The organism is Leucobacter chromiisoli (assembly GCF_016522505.1).
Classification (GTDB): domain Bacteria; phylum Actinomycetota; class Actinomycetes; order Actinomycetales; family Microbacteriaceae; genus Leucobacter; species Leucobacter chromiisoli.
The window spans coordinates 67,696-86,348 of sequence record NZ_JAEHOH010000003.1; the positions used below are offsets into that span (position 1 = coordinate 67,696).

At 70.0% G+C, this 18,653-nt stretch carries 15 protein-coding genes; 6 read left to right on the top strand and 9 right to left on the bottom strand.

The genetic code is table 11. The features are described 5' to 3' along the window. Positions 1 to 2: 2 nt before the first annotated feature. A complete protein-coding gene (locus tag JD276_RS03050) occupies positions 3 to 677 on the bottom strand; it encodes a class I SAM-dependent DNA methyltransferase (RefSeq protein ID WP_200113799.1) in 675 nt (224 codons plus the stop codon). 9 nt (positions 678 to 686) lie between these two features. Next, on the bottom strand, positions 687 to 1,349 hold the full coding sequence (locus JD276_RS03055; protein ID WP_200113801.1) for a hypothetical protein: 663 nt from the start codon (positions 1,347 to 1,349) through the stop codon (positions 687 to 689). A gap of 159 nt (positions 1,350 to 1,508) precedes the next feature. On the opposite strand from JD276_RS03055, the gene JD276_RS03060 reads away from it, so the two are divergent. Then, positions 1,509 to 1,970, top strand: coding sequence for a MarR family winged helix-turn-helix transcriptional regulator (locus JD276_RS03060; protein ID WP_200113804.1), 462 nt, complete (start codon positions 1,509 to 1,511; stop codon positions 1,968 to 1,970). After that, positions 1,967 to 2,680, top strand: a complete 714-nt coding sequence (locus JD276_RS03065) for a hypothetical protein (protein ID WP_200113806.1) — start codon at positions 1,967 to 1,969, stop codon at positions 2,678 to 2,680. Before JD276_RS03060 ends, JD276_RS03065 begins: the two co-directional genes overlap by 4 nt. 7 nt (positions 2,681 to 2,687) lie before the next feature. Here JD276_RS03065 and JD276_RS03070 read toward each other — a convergent pair whose 3' ends face one another. From JD276_RS03070 to JD276_RS03080, 3 genes are read right to left on the bottom strand one after another with little or no spacing between them, the layout of a single operon-like run. Continuing rightward, positions 2,688 to 3,815, bottom strand: a complete 1,128-nt coding sequence (locus JD276_RS03070; RefSeq protein WP_200113808.1) for an FUSC family protein — start codon at positions 3,813 to 3,815, stop codon at positions 2,688 to 2,690. A gap of 7 nt (positions 3,816 to 3,822) precedes the next feature. Beyond that, the gene (locus JD276_RS03075) at positions 3,823 to 4,218 is read right to left on the bottom strand and encodes a sensory rhodopsin transducer (RefSeq protein ID WP_200113810.1); all 396 of its coding nucleotides are present in this window, start codon (positions 4,216 to 4,218) and stop codon (positions 3,823 to 3,825) included. A 14-nt stretch (positions 4,219 to 4,232) separates the two neighbouring features. Then, on the bottom strand, positions 4,233 to 5,435 hold the full coding sequence (locus JD276_RS03080) for a D-arabinono-1,4-lactone oxidase (protein WP_200113813.1): 1,203 nt from the start codon (positions 5,433 to 5,435) through the stop codon (positions 4,233 to 4,235). A gap of 169 nt (positions 5,436 to 5,604) precedes the next feature. On the opposite strand from JD276_RS03080, the gene JD276_RS03085 reads away from it, so the two are divergent. After that, positions 5,605 to 7,410: a glycoside hydrolase family 15 protein gene (locus JD276_RS03085; RefSeq protein ID WP_307866419.1), complete on the top strand. Its 1,806-nt coding sequence runs from the start codon at positions 5,605 to 5,607 to the stop codon at positions 7,408 to 7,410. 9 nt (positions 7,411 to 7,419) lie between these two features. Continuing rightward, a complete protein-coding gene (locus JD276_RS03090) occupies positions 7,420 to 8,382 on the top strand; it encodes a TIGR03885 family FMN-dependent LLM class oxidoreductase (RefSeq protein WP_200113818.1) in 963 nt (320 codons plus the stop codon). Positions 8,383 to 8,510: 128 nt separating this feature from the next. Here JD276_RS03090 and ndk read toward each other — a convergent pair whose 3' ends face one another. Genes ndk through ileS form a run of 4 tightly spaced genes read right to left on the bottom strand, consistent with a single transcriptional unit; the run spans position 8,511 to position 14,294 of the window. Continuing rightward, positions 8,511 to 8,927: a nucleoside-diphosphate kinase gene (ndk, locus tag JD276_RS03095; protein ID WP_200113820.1), complete on the bottom strand. Its 417-nt coding sequence runs from the start codon at positions 8,925 to 8,927 to the stop codon at positions 8,511 to 8,513. Between the two features lie 59 nt (positions 8,928 to 8,986). Continuing rightward, positions 8,987 to 9,460, bottom strand: a complete 474-nt coding sequence (locus JD276_RS03100; RefSeq protein ID WP_200113822.1) for a DUF4233 domain-containing protein — start codon at positions 9,458 to 9,460, stop codon at positions 8,987 to 8,989. Further along, a complete protein-coding gene (locus JD276_RS03105) occupies positions 9,457 to 10,830 on the bottom strand; it encodes a bifunctional folylpolyglutamate synthase/dihydrofolate synthase (protein ID WP_200113823.1) in 1,374 nt (457 codons plus the stop codon). The genes JD276_RS03100 and JD276_RS03105 overlap by 4 nt, the downstream gene beginning before the upstream one ends. Further along, entirely contained in the window at positions 10,827 to 14,294 is a 3,468-nt protein-coding gene (ileS, locus tag JD276_RS03110; protein WP_200113827.1) for an isoleucine--tRNA ligase, read from the bottom strand. Before ileS ends, JD276_RS03105 begins: the two co-directional genes overlap by 4 nt. A gap of 383 nt (positions 14,295 to 14,677) precedes the next feature. On the opposite strand from ileS, the gene JD276_RS03115 reads away from it, so the two are divergent. Then, the gene (locus tag JD276_RS03115) at positions 14,678 to 15,808 is read left to right on the top strand and encodes a TetR family transcriptional regulator (RefSeq protein WP_200113828.1); all 1,131 of its coding nucleotides are present in this window, start codon (positions 14,678 to 14,680) and stop codon (positions 15,806 to 15,808) included. A gap of 254 nt (positions 15,809 to 16,062) precedes the next feature. Further along, a complete protein-coding gene (valS, locus tag JD276_RS03120) occupies positions 16,063 to 18,651 on the top strand; it encodes a valine--tRNA ligase (protein WP_200113829.1) in 2,589 nt (862 codons plus the stop codon). Positions 18,652 to 18,653 lie beyond the last annotated feature (2 nt).

The following is an 18,653-nucleotide window of genomic DNA, read 5'->3' on the forward strand; positions in this document are numbered from 1 at the left end:
ACTCATGGTCGCGCATCGTCCGCGGGCGGCACAACGGCCGAGATGCAGACGAGGAAGTCCGAGTCCGCCTCGAAGGGGCGCAGGTCCCACGTCGAGAAGCGGTGCTGCACCGCGAGCCCGGCGGCGGCGAGATCCTCCGCGTACTCGTCGAAGCCGTAGCCGCGTCCCGCTCCGAAGCCGGTCACGAGGCGACCGCGCGGGGCGAGCGCGCCGCGGAGCCCCTGCAGAGCGGGGCGCCGGGCAGCGGGGTCCAGGAAGGTCAGCACGTTGCCCGCCGAGACGATCGCGTCGAAGCCCCGGGCTTCCCGGGATCCGGCGCCCGCGGCGTCGAGGCTCGGGTAGGTGAACTCCGCGAGGTCCCCGACCCGCCATTCGGCGCGGGGGAAGGCCCGTCGGGCCTCGGCGATGAGGTGCTCGTCGAGGTCCACGCCGGCGACGCGGTAGCCGCGCTCGGAGAGGTAGCCGCCGAGCCTCCCCTGCCCGCACCCGGCATCGAGCACCGCGGAGCCGGGGGCCGCCAGGGCGGCGACGAGGCGGGCCTCCCCGTCGAGGTCGCGCCCCTCGGCCGCGAGATCCCGCCAGCGCTGCGCGTACCGCGCCGAGTGCTCGGGGTCCTCCGCCCGCAGCCGATCCCAGAGATGGGAGTAGGCGGCGCGCCCCTCGTTCTCGCTCTGCATGCCTCGACCCTATCCGCTCCGGCCGGCGGGGACCCGCTCCGCGCCCAGGCCCGCCCGCAGTTCGTCGGCGAGGGCGCGCACCCGGCCGTTGCACGCGCCGATCTCGTCGTCGAGCGCGCGGCGCGCCGTCTCCTCGCGCGCCGCCTCGGCGTCCAGGGCGGCGTCCCGGATCCGATCGAGCCCCAGCGCGATATCGGCGACGTGCAGGAGGATCCTTTCGTTCTCCCCGCTCGACGCGAGGAACTGCGCCCAGCGGCTGAGCAGATCGGCCAGCACGCGGTGCTCGGCGACGACGAGCTCCCGGAGCCGCTGCAGCTCGCCCTCGTACTCGGCGTCGGATCCGGTGTGGGCCGGCCGCGGCAGCGCCCTCAGCACCACGTGCCCGCGGGAGAGCTCGCTGCGCTCCTCGTCGGCGAGGGCGTGGAGGAACTCGGTGTAGGCCAGCCGATTCACCGGCGCCCACCGGCGCGCGGCCGAGCGCGCCAGCACCCGGTCGAGCACGAAGACGGTGAGCAGGAACGTCACGAACCCCGCGGCGAGCCCCGAGAGCACGACGAGCTCCTGCCAGACCTGCGAGGTGACGTCCAACCACAGGATGACGGCGGCGACGGCGGTGGCGCCCACCGCGATCGCGACGACTCTCGCCCGCTCCAGTATCCGCGTGCCAGCCACACCCGATTCCCCGCTTCCTCGCCAGCGACCGATGCCCTTGCGGCCACCATAGCCGGGAAAGTCGGATCGCGGGCGGCCCGGCGCGGCCTCCGCGCCGGTATCGCGTCCGTGGTGAGGGGATTTAGTTACTCAATGTAATTAAGTGTTAAGGTAATGAATATGGAAGCGACCGTACTCGACCGCCTGCTCGCCCTCAGCGACCTGCTGCAGCGCGACATGGGCGACTCCTTCGCCGCCGACCTCACCGAGAGCCGCGTGCACGCCCTGTGGGTGCTGCACCACCTCGGCCCGTCCACGCAGCAGGCCATGTCGCAGGCGCTCCGGGTCACGCCCCGCAGCGTGTCGGCGCTCGTGGACGCGCTCGAGGCCGCCGGGTACGTGACGCGGTCCCCGCACCCCGAGGATCGACGCGCGGTGCTCGTCGCGCTCACGCCGGGAGCGGCGAGCATGATGGCGCGGATGCAGCGGGATCACACGAGCCTCGCGACGCGCCTCCTGGAGGCCGTTGCGGCGGAGGACCGCGATGCGTTCGAGCGCGGCCTGGACGCGGTGCTCGGTCGGCTGCGCGAGCTCGTCGCGAGCGAGTCGGTCTCCTACGGTCTCGAGGAGGAGCGGCCATGACGCCGCCGGAGCAGACGGCGGACCGCGGGGTGCCCGCCCGGCCGGGCCCCGCCGCCCGGACGAAGGATCTCGCGGCTCGCGCGGTCCGCATGGAGCTGCTCGTCTACGAGAGCCTCTGGCGCGCGGTGTCGCGTCGCCCCAAGATCGACGCCGGTGCGCACGGATTCCGCTACCACGGCCCCGTGCTGACGGTCCTCATCATCTTCATCGTGCTCTCGGCCGTGGAGATCCCGATCATCGACCTCATCGTGCACCGCTGGACGCCGGTGCGGATCGGCTTCCTGATCCTCGGCATCTGGGGGCTCACCTGGATGATCGGCCTGCTCTGCGCGTACTTCACCCGCCCGCACACCGTCGGGCCCGAGGGGATCCGGGTGCGCGAGGGGCTCGAGATCGACGTGCTCGCCGAGTGGGGCGACGTCGCGTCGGTGCGGGTGCGCACCGTCAGCGCGGAGAGCATCGATCCGACGAGCACCGAGAAGCCCGGCCGCGTGTTCGACCACGAGGGCGAGCGGATCTGCGCGATCTGGGTCGGCAGCGAGACGAACCTCGAGATCGAGTTCGAGGGGCCCACCGAGGTGGTGCTGCCCGGGCTCGCGCCGAAGGGCGGATCGCAGGTGGTTGATCGGCTGCGGTTCTGGGGCGACGACCCCGAGGCGCTGCTCCGAGCCGTGCGCGACGAACTCGAGGCCGCGCGCGACCCTCGCTAGCCGGTGCTCATTGCGAGCCTCCAGGGCCAGACCGGTCTGCTCGGCCCGCAGCGTCTTCAAGTGCTGCCACGGCTTCGTCTTGGCTGAGTCCGGTGATCCGCAGAAGGTCGACCACCGTGGAACGGATCTGTCCGACCAGCACACTCGTCGTAGGCGAGTACGGATCGGAATACACCGCCGAGGCAGTCACAGCTGCGGTCAAGGCCTTCTGCCGAACCTGGGAGGCGTTCGTCCGGGAGCCGATCCAAGACCTGAGTTCGTCCACGGCTCGGGCGAGCTGGTCGACCGCGTGTGGCAAGGCGGGGGCGACCTGGCGCGGATGCCGCACCAGGTTCGCGCCCGCCCGACACATCGCGCGCCCCGACGACAGCAGGAGGTCCATACGCGCGCCGAGCTGCTCCACGGCGTGAAGTCGACGCCTCTGCACCGCGCGTGTCCGCGATCGCGCGAGAGAGATGCGTTCTCGAGCGGCCGCGACCGCATCGGCGATATCTTGACGAGCGCTCACCAGGGACGCCATATCCTCCAGGGCTTCCTCGGCGCCGGGAAGGGACCGGCCGGCGATCTCCTGGCCGAGTCGCTCCAAGATATGGGAGTACCGGGACAGGATCGCCTCCGCCTCCGCCACCGCCGCCCGAAACGGATCGGCGCCGACCAGGGAGGTCAGCAGGAGCGCGACAGCCGCTCCGACCACTGCATCGCCTAAGCGAACCCAGGGGTCTGAACCGAGATGCTGCGCCAGGGTCATCACGACCACGGCGGCCACCGCGGCTTGATTGGCCATGAGGCTGCTGGGCCGGAACGCGACCGCCGTCGTCATCGCCACCAGAACCGCAAGGGCCAGCTGCCAAGCGCCGATGCCGAGCCAGCGCGAAAGGAGGTCCGCCGAGGCGATGCCGAGAACCACGCCGGCCGAGATCTCGACGGCGCGTCCGCGGCGCTGTCCCGCTGAAAGCCCGGTAGCGACCACGGCGGCGATCGGCGCGAATACCGCCTGCTGAGTGCCGAAGAGCGCACCCGCCAGCAGATAGGAGATCCCGGCCGCGAGCGCAGCGAGCAGGAGGACGGACGCGTGCTGTCGCACTCCCCCGCCCATCTGGGCGCCCAGGCGGCGTACCCGATGCAGGAGCGTCATGATCCTGTCAGGAGCTCCTGCGCCCGACATCCGGGACCCCGGAGATCATCGCGACGGCCAGATTGTTCTTGCGAGTGTCCACGTACACGAGCTGTGCGACGATCGGTGCATCGCTGATCAGGACGAGGCCGTAGGGCCGGCCGAGTGGTACGGCCTCGGGATCGATCAAGTCGTTGATCCTGACGTGACGAACCCGGGAAGCGGGAACGAGAATCTCATACGGCGAGATCGGATCCCGATCCTCGTGATACACCGTCACGCGGACGCATGCGTCTCCTGACGACGTGTTCAGCACGCACAAGACGTTGCGACTCGTGTATTCCGGTTCGCGACCGGTGCTCTGGGCGGGAATCCAGCCCGCCGAAAACGTCCATCGGGTGTGCCCCAGCACGGAGTGCTCCATCGTTCCCCCTCCTCTTACGCCTCGTCCAGGAGTTGTCGCAGGTAGTCATTCTGGAAGACCCCGTCCGGGTCGAGGGCGCGTCTGATCCGCTGAAACTCGTCCCACTCCGGGTACAGCTCCCGCAGCTCGCCGGCGGACAGACTGTGCTTCTTGCCCCAGTGCGGGCGGCCTCCGAAACTTCGAAGCAGCGGCTCCATATCGGCGAAATACTCCTCGTGCGGAAGCGAAGCGTTCTGGAGCAGCGCGACGGTCACGGTGGATCGGCCCTGGGCGGTGCTGATCATGCCCCGATCGGGCGCTATGGTGCGAACCAGAACACGCCACGCCACCCGTGCTCGGTGTTTCTCCTTGATCCGCGTTCGCGCTTCGCCGAATGCCTCTAATCCGTTGTCGAACGGGAGCATGTACTCCATCTCATCGAAACGGAGATCCCGTGCGCTGGGGATGATCTCGTAGGAGGGTCCGGTTTCATCGGTCTTGAGGCGTCCCGGGGGTGTCAGTTCGGGCTCCTCACCGGGCACGTTCAGCAGGCGGATCTGCGCCAGATCGCTTCTCGGATACCAGTAGAAATCCATGCTGCGATTGGTCTCGACCAACTCGTCGAAGTTCTCCAAGACCCAATCGATGTGCGTTATCCAGTTCGTGCGGCGAAGCTCGTACGCGGGCTCGAGCCGCAGTGTGAGAGAGGTGAGAACTCCGAGTGCGCCGAGCGACACCTGCGCCGCCCGAAGGAGATCGTGATGTTCGTCCTCGCCCGCATCGACTCCGAAGGGCAGGGTGTCGCCGGTGCCGGTGACGAGCGTACCGCCGATCAGTGTCGACGACAGGTTTCCCAACCGCACCCCGGACCCGTGGGTGCCTGTGGCGATGGCTCCCGCAAGGGACTGATAATCGACATCACCGAGGTTCTCCATTCCCAGTCCCGCGTCTGCGAGTTCCGCGCCCAGGCGGGCGAGCTCGATTCCCGGCGAGACGGCCGCTCGCATCCGGCGAGGATCGGCGGACCGCACGTCGACCATTCTCTTCAGAGACACCAGCACGTCTTCGGTCGTCATCAACGGCGTCGAGGAATGCCCCGACCCGACGGGACGGACGGTCCGACCCCGGTCGCGCGCTTCACGGACGATCCGCACCACCTCTTCCTCGCCTTCGGGCTCACGCCGCTCCGACGGGGTGAATCTCAGGCTGCCGGACCAGTTCGTGAAGCGATCAGCCATCGACGCCTCTCCTCTGCATACGGCCGCTGCGGCCAGGAGGTCGGGTCATTCAGGCTAACGGCGGCCGGTCATGATTGCAACGGTGTTCCGGCGACGCCCGGGGCTCCTTGTACCATCGGAGGAATCACCCGAGACGAGTACGGGGTACCGGTACCGCGAGGAGATGCACGTGGACAACGGCGAGAAATCAGCGATCCCTCTCGACGCCATCCCGGCCCGTTCCAGCGGGTACGTCGACTTGCGCTCGTACTCCGCTATCGGAGACGGCTTGACAGTGGCCCTCATCGCTCACGACGGCTCGATCGACTGGTATCCAACGCCTCTCCTCGACTCCCCTCCCGCGTTCGCGAGACTGCTCGACGCCGAGAACGGCGGATGCATCGAGCTCGCGCCGGACGGAGACTTCACCGTCGAACGGGCGTACATCCCCCGAACCAACGTGCTGCAGACCACCTACACTACGGCGACGGGATCAGCACGCGTCACCGATTCTCTGAACACCGGTCTATCGGGACGGTTGCCGTGGGGAGAGCTCGCGCGGCGTATCGAAGGCCTTGAGGGCGAGGTTGCGATGCGGTGGCGAGTCGCGCCCGGTACGGCCTTGGCCTCGGCTTCCCCCTGGGCCCATTCTTCCCCTCTGGGTCCTGTGCTGCGGATCGGAGACACCACGGTCGGAGTGCGAGGCACCGCAATCGGAGACTCCGTCGTCACGGGGCGAGACATTTCAGGAACGTTCACCGCGCGCCGTTCTTCCCACCACCTGCTGGGGATTCTCACGACGAGTGCTGAACCGCTCCAGTTGCCCGATCCTGAAGATATCGATCGAGGGATCGACCGAACCGTACGCTACTGGGAGAGCTGGTCTGCCGAGCTGCGGTACGAGGGCCCCTGGTCGGACGAGGTCCTGCGAAGCGCCCTCGCCTTGAAACTGTTGCACAGTCCGTCAGGTGCGATCGCTGCCGCGGCGACCACCTCTCTGCCTGAGAGCCTCGACGGCGGCAAGAACTGGGACTACCGTTTCGCCTGGGTTCGTGATGCCGCCTACACTCTGCACACGCTGATTCGATTTGGCGAGCGAGAGGAAGTGCACGCGGCTCTCTCCTGGCTGCTCCGCGTCGCACGAGACCGCGGGGCGGATCTCGCCGTCTTCACCCGTCTCGACGGGGGCGAGCCCGATGCGGAACGCGCAGTCGATGTTCCGGGCTGGCGGCGGATCGGCCCCGTCGTCACCGGCAATCGGGCGAAAGGCCAGCTTCAGCTCGGCATCTACGGGGACCTGTTCGAGATGGTTCGGCTCTACGTCGAGGGCGGGCACCTGCTCGACACGGACACCACGCGACTGCTCTCGGAGATGGCGGATCGCACCTGCGATGTATGGCAGCGAGCCGACGCGGGAATCTGGGAACTGCAAACCGATCGTCACTACACGAGTTCCAAAATGGGATGCTGGCATGCTCTGGAGTGCGCGGTCGCCCTGGCGGAGGAGGGCCATATCGAGGGATCGGTCGAGAGATGGCGTTACGAGCGCGATCGCATTCGAGATTGGATCGACGAGCACTGCTGGTCGGAAACGCTCCAGAGCTACACCTGGTATTCGGGAACCGACCAGCTCGACGCGTCCGTGCTGCTGCATGCGGCGAGCGGATTCGATCGCGGGCCGCGAATGTCCTCCACGATCGACGCGGTGACCCGAGAGCTCGGCGACGGTCCCCTGATCTACCGCTACAGCGGTGCGGACGAGGAGGAGGGCACGTTCGTCGCCTGCGCGTTCTGGGCGGTTGCGGCACTCGTGGAAGTCGGGCGCAGGCGAGAAGCTGAAGAGCTGATGGGTCGGCTCGTGCCACTCGCAAACGATGTGGGCTTGTACTCGGAGATGATCGCGAGTCGAGACCACTCGTTCCTCGGAAACCTTCCCCAGGGCCTCAGTCATCTGGCGCTCATGGCCGCCGCCCTCACTCTTGTCGAGGAATACTGAGGACACCGTATGGCGACGATTGGATTCCACGCATCTCACGAGCAAGTTGCTCCGGCCCGGCTCTTGCGCGATGTGCAGTACGCCGAACAGGCCGGGTTCGCGGCGGCGATGTGTTCGGACCACATCGCGCCATGGTCAGTGCGGCAGGGCCATTCGGGGTTTGCCTGGTCGTGGCTCGGTGCTGCGTTGGCGACCACTGACCTGTCCTTCGGCGTCGTCACCTCGATGGGGCACCGTTACCATCCGGCTGTGCTGGCTCAGGCCTCGGCTACGCTTGCCTCGATGTTTCCGGCTCGCTTCTGGGTGGCCCTGGGAAGCGGAGAGAATCTGAACGAGCACGTGGTGGGGCACGGCTGGCCGGCGAAGGAAGTGCGGCAGCAGCATCTCGAGCGCGGCTTCCACCTGCTTCGCCGGCTCCATGCCGGCGAAACCGTCAGCGATAGCTTCGGTCCTGTCGTGGTGGATGAGGCGCGCGTGTGGGAGGTGCCGGAAGTGAAGCCGCCCCTGATTCTCCCCGCACTCACGCCGGAGACCGCCCGACGATGTGCAAGAACGGCCGATGGATTGATCACGGTGAATCAGCCACTCGACGGGCTGCGAGAGATATGCACTGCCTACCGGGAGCACGGCGGCCGGGGACCCATCATGCTTCAGGTGCATCTGAGTTGGGCGGAAACGCAGGGGGAAGCCGAGGCAATCGCGTTCGATCAGTGGCGCACCAACGTCTTCGATCCTCCCGTGATGGCAGATCTGCCCTCGGTCGCCGACTTCGAAGCGAGAGCCGACCGGCACGATGCTCACGCGCGCCTCGCCGAGGCCGTCAATATCTCCGCTGATCTGAACCGTCACGCGGATTGGATCAGCGAATTTCTCGAGCTTGGCGTAGATTCGGTGTTTCTCCACCACGTGGGGAAGGAACAGGTGCGATTCATCGAGGCGTTCGGCGATCGGGTGCTGCCTCAGCTGCGGTGATCTCGCCAACGGGCGATCTCACTCAGGCACGGGAAGGGCAACCGTGGAGGGTAGAGCGTTCGGTGAGGAGCGCGTCGGGAGCCTCCCGCAGAGACGCATCGCCCCAGGCGAGGACCGCGAGAGCGCTGTCAGGCGAACCAGAGGGCGAGCTCGCGCTCCGCCGACTCGGGCGAGTCGGACCCGTGCACGAGGTTCTGCTGCACCTTGAGCCCCCAGTCGCGCCCGAGGTCGCCGCGGATGGTGCCCGGCGCCGCCGTCGTCGGATCGGTCGTGCCCGCGAGCGAGCGGAAGCCCTCGATGACCCGCTCCCCGGCGGCTCGGATGGCGACGGTCGGGCCCGACGACATGAACTCGATGAGCGGCTCGTAGAAGGGCTTGCCCTCGTGCTCGGCGTAGTGCGCCGCGAGCAGCTCGCGATCCGCGTCGACCAGGCGCAGGTCGACCAGCGTGTAGCCCTTCGCCTCGATGCGGCGCAGGATCTCGCCGGTCAGTCCACGGGCAACACCGTCGGGCTTCACCAGGATGAGGGTCTCTTCTGCAGACATGCACGCTCCTTCGTCACACGGAAAGTCGGGTGGGGGCGCCGGGCCCCCGGTCCACCAGCTTAGCCGCCCTGCGCGGCCATCCAGGCGCGGCGGTCGCGATCGATCTGCGCGCCCTTGACCATGCAGTAGATCCAGAGGGCGGTGAAGAGCAGGCCGACGATCCACGCCATCGGCAGCAGGAAGCCGGTCAGCAGCATGAGGACGTGCACCGCCCAGCCGATGACGATGCCGGCCCTTCCGAAGCGCATGACCCCGAGACCGACGACGATGACCAGTGCGAGGCCGCCCCCGAGGTAGAGGCCGAGTTCGCGCGGTTCGAGCGCGCCGAGCCCGAACAGGGTGAGGCCGATGAGCACGACGATGACGAGCTCGAAGCCGAGCACGATCGAGGCGAGCGCCTTCTGCGTCGACCGCTCCCCCCGGCCCGCGCCCGAGACGCGCATCGCCGAGTTGTGCGCCATCGTCTCGGAGGGCGAGAGCTGCAGCTCGTCGGGATCCGGCGCCTCGGCGCCGTTCCGGTCGCGATCGGTCATGCGATCCCCCATCCCTCTTCGCGCGAGTGGGCGATCGCCTCGCCGGCGAGCAGCACCGAGCCGACGACCAGCACCGCCCGATCGTCGGAGCGCGCGGCCCATCCCCTGGCCACCTCGAGCGCCTCGGGAAGGCTCTGCGCCACCTCGATCGGCGTCGCGGGGATCGCCTCCTCGGCGAGCGCCCGGAGGTCGTCGGGGTCGAGGCTCCGCGGCGAGGCGACCGGGGTGACGTAGACGGCGTGGGCCAGCGGCGCGAGCGCGGTCAGCAGCCCGGCGGCGTCCTTCTCCTCCAGCACGCCGACCACGAGCGCGAGCTCCTCGAACCCGAACGACTCGGTCACCGCCTCCGCGAGGGCGGCGGCGCCGTGCGGGTTGTGCGCCGAGTCGACGTAGACGACCGGGTCGGTGCCGATGAGCTGCAGTCGCCCCGGCGAGGTGAGCTGCCCGAGACCCTCGTCCAGGATCTCCTCGGGCAGCGGACGATCCGCTCCGAAGAACGCCTCGGCGGCGGCGATCGCGAGCGCGACGTTCTCGGCCTGGTGCCGCCCGAAGAGCGGCACGAACGCCGGGTCGTAGGGCTGCCCCGAGGCGCCGATCACGTCGATCTGCCTGCCGCCCACGGCGAGCCGATCCTCCACGAGCCTGAAGTCGCGGCCGGCGACGAACAGCGGCGACCCGTGCTCCTCGGCGGTCGCGACGATCTCGTCGAGCGCCTCCGGAACCTGAGCGGCCGTGACGACGGTGGAGCCGTCCTTGATGATCCCCGCCTTCGTCCTCGCGATCGTGGCGACGTCGCGGCCGAGCACCGCGGTGTGGTCGAGGTCGATCGGCGTGAACACGGCCACGCGGGCGTCCACGATGTTCGTCGCGTCCCACTCGCCCCCCATGCCGACCTCGATCACGGCCACCTCGACGGGCGCGTCGGCGAAGGCGGTGAAGGCGAGCACCGCCAGCGCCTCGAAGAAGGTGATGGCGCCGTGACCGGCGGCCGCCAGCTCGCCGTCGACGACCTGCAGCGGCAGCTGCAGCTCGTCCCAGGCCTCGGCCAGGGCGGCGCCGTCGATCGGGGCGCCGTCGACCTGGAAGCGCTCGGTGAAGTCGATGAGGTGCGGGCTCGTGAACAGGCCGGTGCGCAGGCCGTGCGCGCGCATCAGCGACTCGATCGCCCGGCTGGTGGAGGTCTTGCCGTTGGTGCCCGCGACCTGGATCACGGGGAACGAGAGCTGCGGAGATCCGGCCAGCTCGGCCAGGCGCCGCACCGGCTCGATGCGGGGCCGCGGACTCGCCTCTCCCACGCGCTCGAGCAGCTGCTCGTAGACGCGCCGGGCCGCCGCGGCCCCGCCCCGATCCTCGGGCGCGACGGGGCTCACGACTCTCCTCCCGCGCTCCGCACCGTCTCGGAGACGTCGATGGTGATGGCGAGCAGCGCCTTGTCGGTTCCGAGCGCCTCGGCCGCGCTGGTGAAGACGACGCCCTCGATGCTCTTCGGCTCCGTGTCGGCGAGCGTCGAGATGTCGGCCGTCGGCTGCACGGCGATGGCGACCGCCAGGGTCTCCGCGGCGATCAGGCCGGCGTGCGCCTCCAGCGCGGCCGCGTGCGCTGGCTCGGCGTTCAGCGCCAGGCCGATGCGGTCGCTCACGTCGAGGCCCGCGTTCTTGCGCGCCTCCTGCACGGCCCGGATCGCGTCGCGCGCGACCCCCTCGGCCTCCAGCTCGGGAGTCGTGCGGGTCTCGAGCAGCACGAATCCGCCGTCGGGGATGAGCGTCAGCGCCGGGCCCTCGTCCCCCGCGCCGCCCGAGGCTCGCTCGTCCGTCGAACCCGCCCGGAGCGTCAGCTCGTACTCCTGCGGCTCCAGCGCGATGCCGCCGGCCACGATCACGCCGTCCTGCTCGCGCCAGTCACCCGACTTCGCGGCCGCGATCGCCTGCTGCACCTGCTTGCCGAGGCGCGGGCCGGCCGCCCGCGCGTTCACCGTGAGCGTCTGCACGATGCCGTGGTCGGCGGCGCTCGTCTCGGTCTGCTGCACGAGGCGCACGTCCTTGACGTTGAGCTCCTCGCGCAGGATGCCGGCGAAGGGCCGCAGCGCCTCGGGGTTGGCGGTCACCACGGTCAGCGCGGCGAGGGGCAGTCGCACGCGGAGCCGGCGGGCCTTGCGCAGCGCCAGGGCCTGGGAGGTGATCTGCCGCACCTCGTCCATCGCGGCGACGAGCTCCGCCGTCTCGGGCGAGGCCGACGCGTCGGGGAATGCCGATGCGTCGGGCCAGTCCTCGAGATGCACCGAGCGCCCTCCGGTCAGGCCGCGCCACAGCTCCTCGGAGACGAGCGGCGTCAGGGGGGCGGCGACGCGGGCGACGGTCTCGAGCACGGTGTAGAGCGTGTCGAAGGCCTGCCGGTTGGACTCGCGGCCGTTCTCCCCGTGCACGCCCTCCCAGAACCGATCGCGCGAGCGCCGCACGTACCAGTTGGTGAGCACCTCAGCGTAGGAGCGGAGCGCCTCGGCCGCGGACGTGGTGTCCAGACCCTCGAGGTGCGCCCCGACGTCCTGCACGAGCCGGCCCGTCTTGGCGAGGATGTAGCGGTCGAGCGGATCGGCGGAGTCGGTGCGCCACCGCGCCTCGACGCCGTCGGCGTTGGCGTAGAGGCTGAAGAAGTACCAGGTGCTCCAGAGCGGCAGGATGAACTGCCGGACGCCCTCGCGGATGCCCTCCTCGGTGACGATGAGGTTGCCCCCGCGCACCACGGGAGAGGCCATGAGGAACCAGCGCATCGCGTCCGACCCGTCGCGGTCGAAGACCTCGTTGACGTCGGGGTAGTTGCGCAGCGACTTCGACATCTTGTTGCCGTCGGAGCCGAGCACGATGCCGTGGCTGATCACGTTCTTGAACGCCGGGCGGTCGAAGAGCGCCGTCGCGAGCACGTGCTGCACGTAGAACCAGCCGCGCGTCTGCCCGATGTACTCGACGATGAAGTCGGCGGGCTGGTGCGTGTCGAACCACTCCTGGTTCTCGAACGGGTAGTGCACCTGCGCGAAGGGCATCGACCCCGAGTCGAACCAGACGTCGAAGACGTCCTCGATGCGGCGCATCGTCGACCGCCCCGAGGGGTCGTCGGGGTTCGGGCGGGTGAGCGTGTCGATGTAGGGGCGGTGCAGGTCGACCTCGCCGGCCTCGTTCCTCGGCAGATCCCCGAAGTCGCGCTCGAGCTCGGCGAGCGACCCGTAGACGTCGATGCGGGGGTGCTCCGGGTCGTCGCTCTTCCAGACCGGGATCGGGCTGCCCCAGTACCGGTTGCGGCTCACCGACCAGTCGCGGGCCCCCTCGAGCCACCTGCCGAACTGGCCGTGCTTGACGTTCTCGGGCACCCAGGTGATCTGCTCGTTCGTCTCGAGCATGCGCTCCTTGATCGGCGCGATGCGCACGAACCAGCTCGACACCGCCCGGTAGATGAGCGGGTTCCGGCAGCGCCAGCAGTGCGGGTACGAGTGCTCGTAGCTCTGCTCGCGCAGCAGGCGCCCGCGCTGCCTGAGCAGGCGGATGAGCGGGCGGTTCGCGTCCATCCAGAGCTCTCCGGCGACGTCGGAGACGGCGTCGATGAAGCGTCCGCTGTCGTCGAGGCTCAGGATCGTGGGCATGCCCGCGGCGCTCGTGATGCGCATGTCGTCCTCGCCGTACGCGGGCGACTGGTGCACGATGCCGGTGCCGTCGGTCGTGGTGACGTAGTCGTCGACCAGCACGCGCCAGCAGTTCTCGGTGCCCCACACGCCCGCGTCGGCGAAGTAGTCGAAGACCGGCTCGTAGCGCACGTCGGCGAGCTCCGCGCCCGGCAGGGTGGCGACCACGGCCTCGCGCAGCGCCTCGGCGGACTCGTAGCCGAGATCCTTCGCGTAGCCGCCGGCGAGGTCGAGCGCCAGGAGGTACCGGTCGCCGCCGTCCGGTCCCGTCGCGCCGTCGCGCGGGCCCGCCGAGGCTCCGAGCGGCCCCTCGGGCACGACCGCGTAGGCGATCTCGGGCCCGACCGCGAGTGCGGCATTGGTCGGCAGGGTCCAGGGCGTCGTCGTCCAGGCGAGCGCCCGCACCCCCTCGAGGCCGAGCTCGGCCGCGCGCTCGCCGAGGAGCGGGAAGGTCACGGTGACCGAGGGATCCTGGCGCATCTGGTAGACGTCGTCGTCCATGCGCAGCTCGTGGTTCGAGAGCGGCGTCTCGTCGCGCCAGCAGTACGGCAGCACGCGGTGGCCCTCGTAGGCGAGCCCCTTCTCGTGCAGCTGCTTGAACGCCCAAATGACGCTCTCCATGTAGTCGAGGTTCAGCGTCTTGTAGTCGTTCTCGAAGTCGACCCAGCGCGCCTGGCGGGTGACGTACTCCTCCCACTCGCGCGTGTACTGCAGCACCGACTCCCGCGCCTTCTCGTTGAAGGCCGCGACGCCCATCTCCTCGATCTCGCTCTTCTCGGTGATGCCGAGCTGCTTCATCGCCTCGAGCTCCGCGGGCAGGCCGTGGGTGTCCCAGCCGAAGCGGCGCTCGACCTTCTTGCCGCGCATCGTCTGGAAGCGGGGGAACACGTCTTTCGCGTAGCCCGTGAGCAGGTGGCCGTAGTGCGGCAGGCCGTTCGCGAAGGGCGGTCCGTCGTTGAACACCCACTCGTCGTGTCCCTCGCGACGGCGGATCGACTCCCGGAACGTGTCGTCCCGGCGCCAGAAGTCGAGCACCCGCCGCTCGATCTCGGGGAACTTCGGCGAGGGGGTGACGCCGAAGGCGGCGCCCGCGGGCTGGCTCGCGGTGTCGCCGCCGTTCGCCTCGGCTGCGTCTGCGCCCGTCGACTGCTGGGGGTACGGCATGGGTTCCTCTTCTGCTCCGGCTTCCGAATCTCTCGGCCGCTCCGCCGCAGGCCTCCCGGTTCGGGATCCGCTGGTGCGAACGGCTTCGTCACGCCGGGACGAGCGCCGGCGTGCATCTGCACGCGGCTCCCGCGGTACCACCCCGCTTGCCCGTTCCCCTCGCCGCTTCCGCGGCTCCGGATCCGGGCCTCTCCGTTCGGCTGTGACGGGCCGTACCCGCCCGGTTCTACTGAGCGCCGCCCGTCGCGAGACGTTCGGCGCCGTTCTTCCGGGGACTCCCCAGTGATAGTGGATCGACGTCGCTGCCGGAAATTCTACACGTCCGACCTCGGACGGAGCGTCGAGGCGCGGACCGCGGCCGGGACGTTCACTAGCATGGGGCTGTGACGACACGAGCCTCCGCGGGATCCGCTGCTCCGGGCGGCCGGGGGCGACCCCGCGCCTCGAGCCGCGAGGTGCTGGAGGAGGCCGCCTACGAGCTGTTCCTCGAGCAGGGCTTCGAGGGCACGACCGTGGCCGAGATCGCGCGCCGAGCCGGCGTGAGCCGCGGCACCTTCTTCAACTACTTCGCCTCGAAGGCCGACGTGTTCTGGGCCGACATCGACGAGGCGCTCGCCCAGCTGCCCGGCGCGCTGCGGGAGTGCGAGCGGGGGGTGCCCCCGGCGGAGGCGCTCAGCAGCGGGCTCGTGAGGCTCGCCGCGGTCTTCGGGCCGGACCGGGTGCCCTGGATCCTCACCCAGTACGAGGCGATGGGGAGCCCGGCCGAGGTCGGCGTCTCGGCGCTCGCTCGACTGGGCCGGGCGGCGGAGGAGCTCACGCAGTTCCTCGCCGAGCGCTCGGGAGCCGCAGCGCGGGATCTCCCGTCGCGCGCGCTGTCCTACGCGGCGCTGGGGACGCTCGTCGCCGCCGCTCGGACGTGGGCGGAGGCCGGGCCGGCCCGCGGCCGCCTGAGCGCGCATGTCGAGCGGGCGTTCGCGGCCGGGCCCTGGCGGGTAGACTCGGCGGCATCCCGTACGGAGGAGTCGACGATGACCGAGCACCAGTTCCCAGTCCCCCGGATCGAGCAGCACGAGGAGCGGCATCTCGCCGTCGTGCGCGAGAAGGTCCCGTTCTCCGGCATCGCGGGCCTCTACGATCGGGCCTATCCGCTCGTCTTCGACGCGCTCCGCCGCGCGGGCGTCGAACCCGCCGCCGCCCCCATGGGGGTCGTGCACGGCGAGCCGGGCGAGACGCTCGACCTCTCGGTCGCGGTGCCCGTCGCCGAGCCGTTCACGGCCGCGGAGGACGGTGGAGAGGTGACGGCGGAGACCCTCCCCGGCGGCCGCGTCGCCACCATGCTCGTGCGGGGAGACTACTCGCTGATCTCGGCCGGTTACGAGCGCCTGTTCGGATGGATCTCCGAGCAGGGCCTCGTCCCGGCGGGCATCTCGTGGGAGCAGTACCTCACGGAACCGGAGCCCGGCGGCGATCCGGCGCTGAACGAGACGCTGCTCGGCGTGCCCATCGCGGACTAGGCGGAGGCGCGGCCGGCCTCGATCCTCGCGTGCGCCGGATCGGCGGCTGCTCGCCGGTCATGGAGACTCGTCGGGGACCCCGGCTGAGGATGTCGCCGGGCTGGCAGCCGAGCGTGCGGCAGATGGCGCCCCTCCCCGCGCGACACCCCCGCACCCGATAGACTGTTGCGGTCAACCATCAGGCACCAGGGCGCCCGGTACCGCACCGCGCCCGACGACGCGGTGCCGCCCACATCGACCCCCGGAGCCACGGCATGAGCGCGATCCCTGACAAGCCCAAACTCGAAGGCCTCGAGGCGAAGTGGGGTGAGACCTGGGAGCGCGAGGGCACCTACGCCTTCCCGCGCGAGGGCGCGGACCGCGACGACGTCTTCAGCATCGACACTCCCCCGCCGACGGCGTCGGGATCGCTGCACGTCGGCCACGTGTTCTCGTACACGCACACCGACTCCGTCGCCCGCTACCGGCGCATGCGCGGCAAGCGGGTCTTCTACCCGATGGGCTGGGACGACAACGGGCTGCCGACCGAGCGCCGCGTGCAGAACTACTACGGCGTGCGGTGCGACCCCTCGCTGCCCTACGTCGAGGGCTTCGTGCCGCCGCACGACGGCGGCGAGGGCAAGAGCGTGAAAGCCGCAGACCAGCAGCCCGTCTCGCGTCGCAACTTCATCGAGCTCTGCGAGCGGCTGACGGTCGAGGACGAGAAGCAGTTCGAGGATCTCTGGCGCACGCTCGGCCTCTCGGTCGACTGGACGCAGAGCTACCGCACGATCGGCGACGACTCGATCCGGGCGTCGCAGCTCGCGTTCGTGCGCAACGTCGAGCGCGGCGAGGCGTACCAGTCGCAGGCGCCCACGCTGTGGGACGTGACGTTCCGCACGGCGGTCGCGCAGGCCGAGCTCGAAGATCGGGATCAGCCGAGCGCCTACCACACGCTCGCCTTCCACAAGACCGACGGCTCCGGCGACCTCCTCGTCGACACCACGCGCCCCGAACTGCTCGCGGCATGCGTGGCGCTCGTGGCCCATCCCGACGACGAGCGCTATCGGCCGCTCTTCGGGCAGACCGTGCGCACCCCGCTCTTCGACGTGGAGGTGCCGATCGTGGCCCACCACCTCGCGCAGCAGGACAAGGGCACCGGCATCGCCATGATCTGCACCTTCGGCGACGTCACGGACGTCGTGTGGTGGCGCGAGCTCGATCTGCCCAACCGCGCGATCCTCGGCTTCGACGGCCGCGTCCTCGCGGAGGCGCCCGAGGCGATCACGAGCGAGGCCGGCCGCGACGCCTACGCGCAGATCGCCGGCAAGACCGTGTTCAGCGCGAAGAAGGCCGTCGTCGAGCTGCTGCAGGCATCCGGGGAGCTGGTCGGCGAGATCCGCGCCATCACCCACCCCGTGAAGTTCTTCGAGAAGGGCGACAAGCCGCTCGAGATCGTCTCGACGCGCCAGTGGTACATCAAGAACGGCGCCCGCGACGAGGAGCTGCGCGAGCGCCTGCTCGCGCACGGTCGCGAGCTCGAGTGGCACCCCGAGTTCATGCGGGTCCGCTACGAGAACTGGGTCGAGGGCCTCTCGGGCGACTGGCTCATCTCGCGCCAGCGCTTCTTCGGCGTGCCGATCCCCGTCTGGTACCCGCTCGACGCCGAGGGCAACCCGGTCTTCGACGAGCCCATCCTGCCCGCCGAGGACGAGCTGCCCGTCGATCCCTCCAGCGACGTTCCCGCGGGCTACACCGCCGATCAGCGCGGCGAGCCCGGCGGTTTCCAGGGCGAGGTCGACGTCATGGACACCTGGGCGACCTCCTCCCTCACCCCGCAGCTCGCAGGCGGCTGGGAGCGCGATCCCGAGCTCTTCGACCTCGTCTTCCCCTACAGCCTCCGCCCCCAGGGTCAGGACATCATCCGCACCTGGCTCTTCTCCACCGTGCTGCGCGCCGAGCTCGAGTCCGGGCGGCTGCCGTGGGAGCACGCGGGCATCTCGGGCTGGATCCTCGACCCCGACCGGAAGAAGATGTCGAAGTCGAAGGGCAACGTCGTGACTCCGGCGGGTCTGCTGCAGCAGCACGGCTCGGATGCGGTCCGCTACTGGGCGGCGTCGGCGAGGCTCGGCACCGACGCGGCGTTCGACCCGCAGAACCCGACGCAGATCAAGATCGGGCGCCGTCTCGCGATCAAGCTGCTCAACGCGGCGAAGTTCACGCTCTCGTTCGACGCGAGCGCGGCCGGCGCCGTCACCGAGGCGCTCGACCGCTCGATGCTCTCCGGCCTCGCGCAGGTGGTCGAGGACGCCACGCGGGCGTTCGAGGCCTACGACCACGCCCGCGCGCTCGAGCTCACCGAGTCGTTCTTCTGGACGTTCTGCGACGACTATCTGGAGCTCGTCAAGGAGCGCGCGCACGCGGGCAGCGGACAGACCCAGGCCTCGGCCGTCACCGCGCTGCGCGCCGCGCTCTCGGTGTTCATCCGGCTGCTCGCGCCCTTCATCCCCTACGCGACCGAGGAGACCTGGTCGTGGTTCAACGAGGGCTCCGTGCACCGCGCGCGGTGGCCGGAGGCGGCCGAGCTGACGGGGCTCGCCGGCGACGACGCCGACCCCGCGCTGCTCTCGCTCGTCGGCGGCGCGCTCATCGGCATCCGCGGCGCCAAGACCGCGGCGAAGGCCTCGCAGAAGACGCCCGTGACCCTCGCGGTCGTGCAGGCGCCGGCCGCGGATCGGGATCGACTGGCGCTCGCCTCGACCGACCTCGCCGCGGTCGGGCGGATCGCCGAGCTGCGCATCGAGCCGGCGGAGGTCGCCGAGGTGACCGTCGCCGACATCCGGCTCGAGGCGCAGGAGGCGTAGCC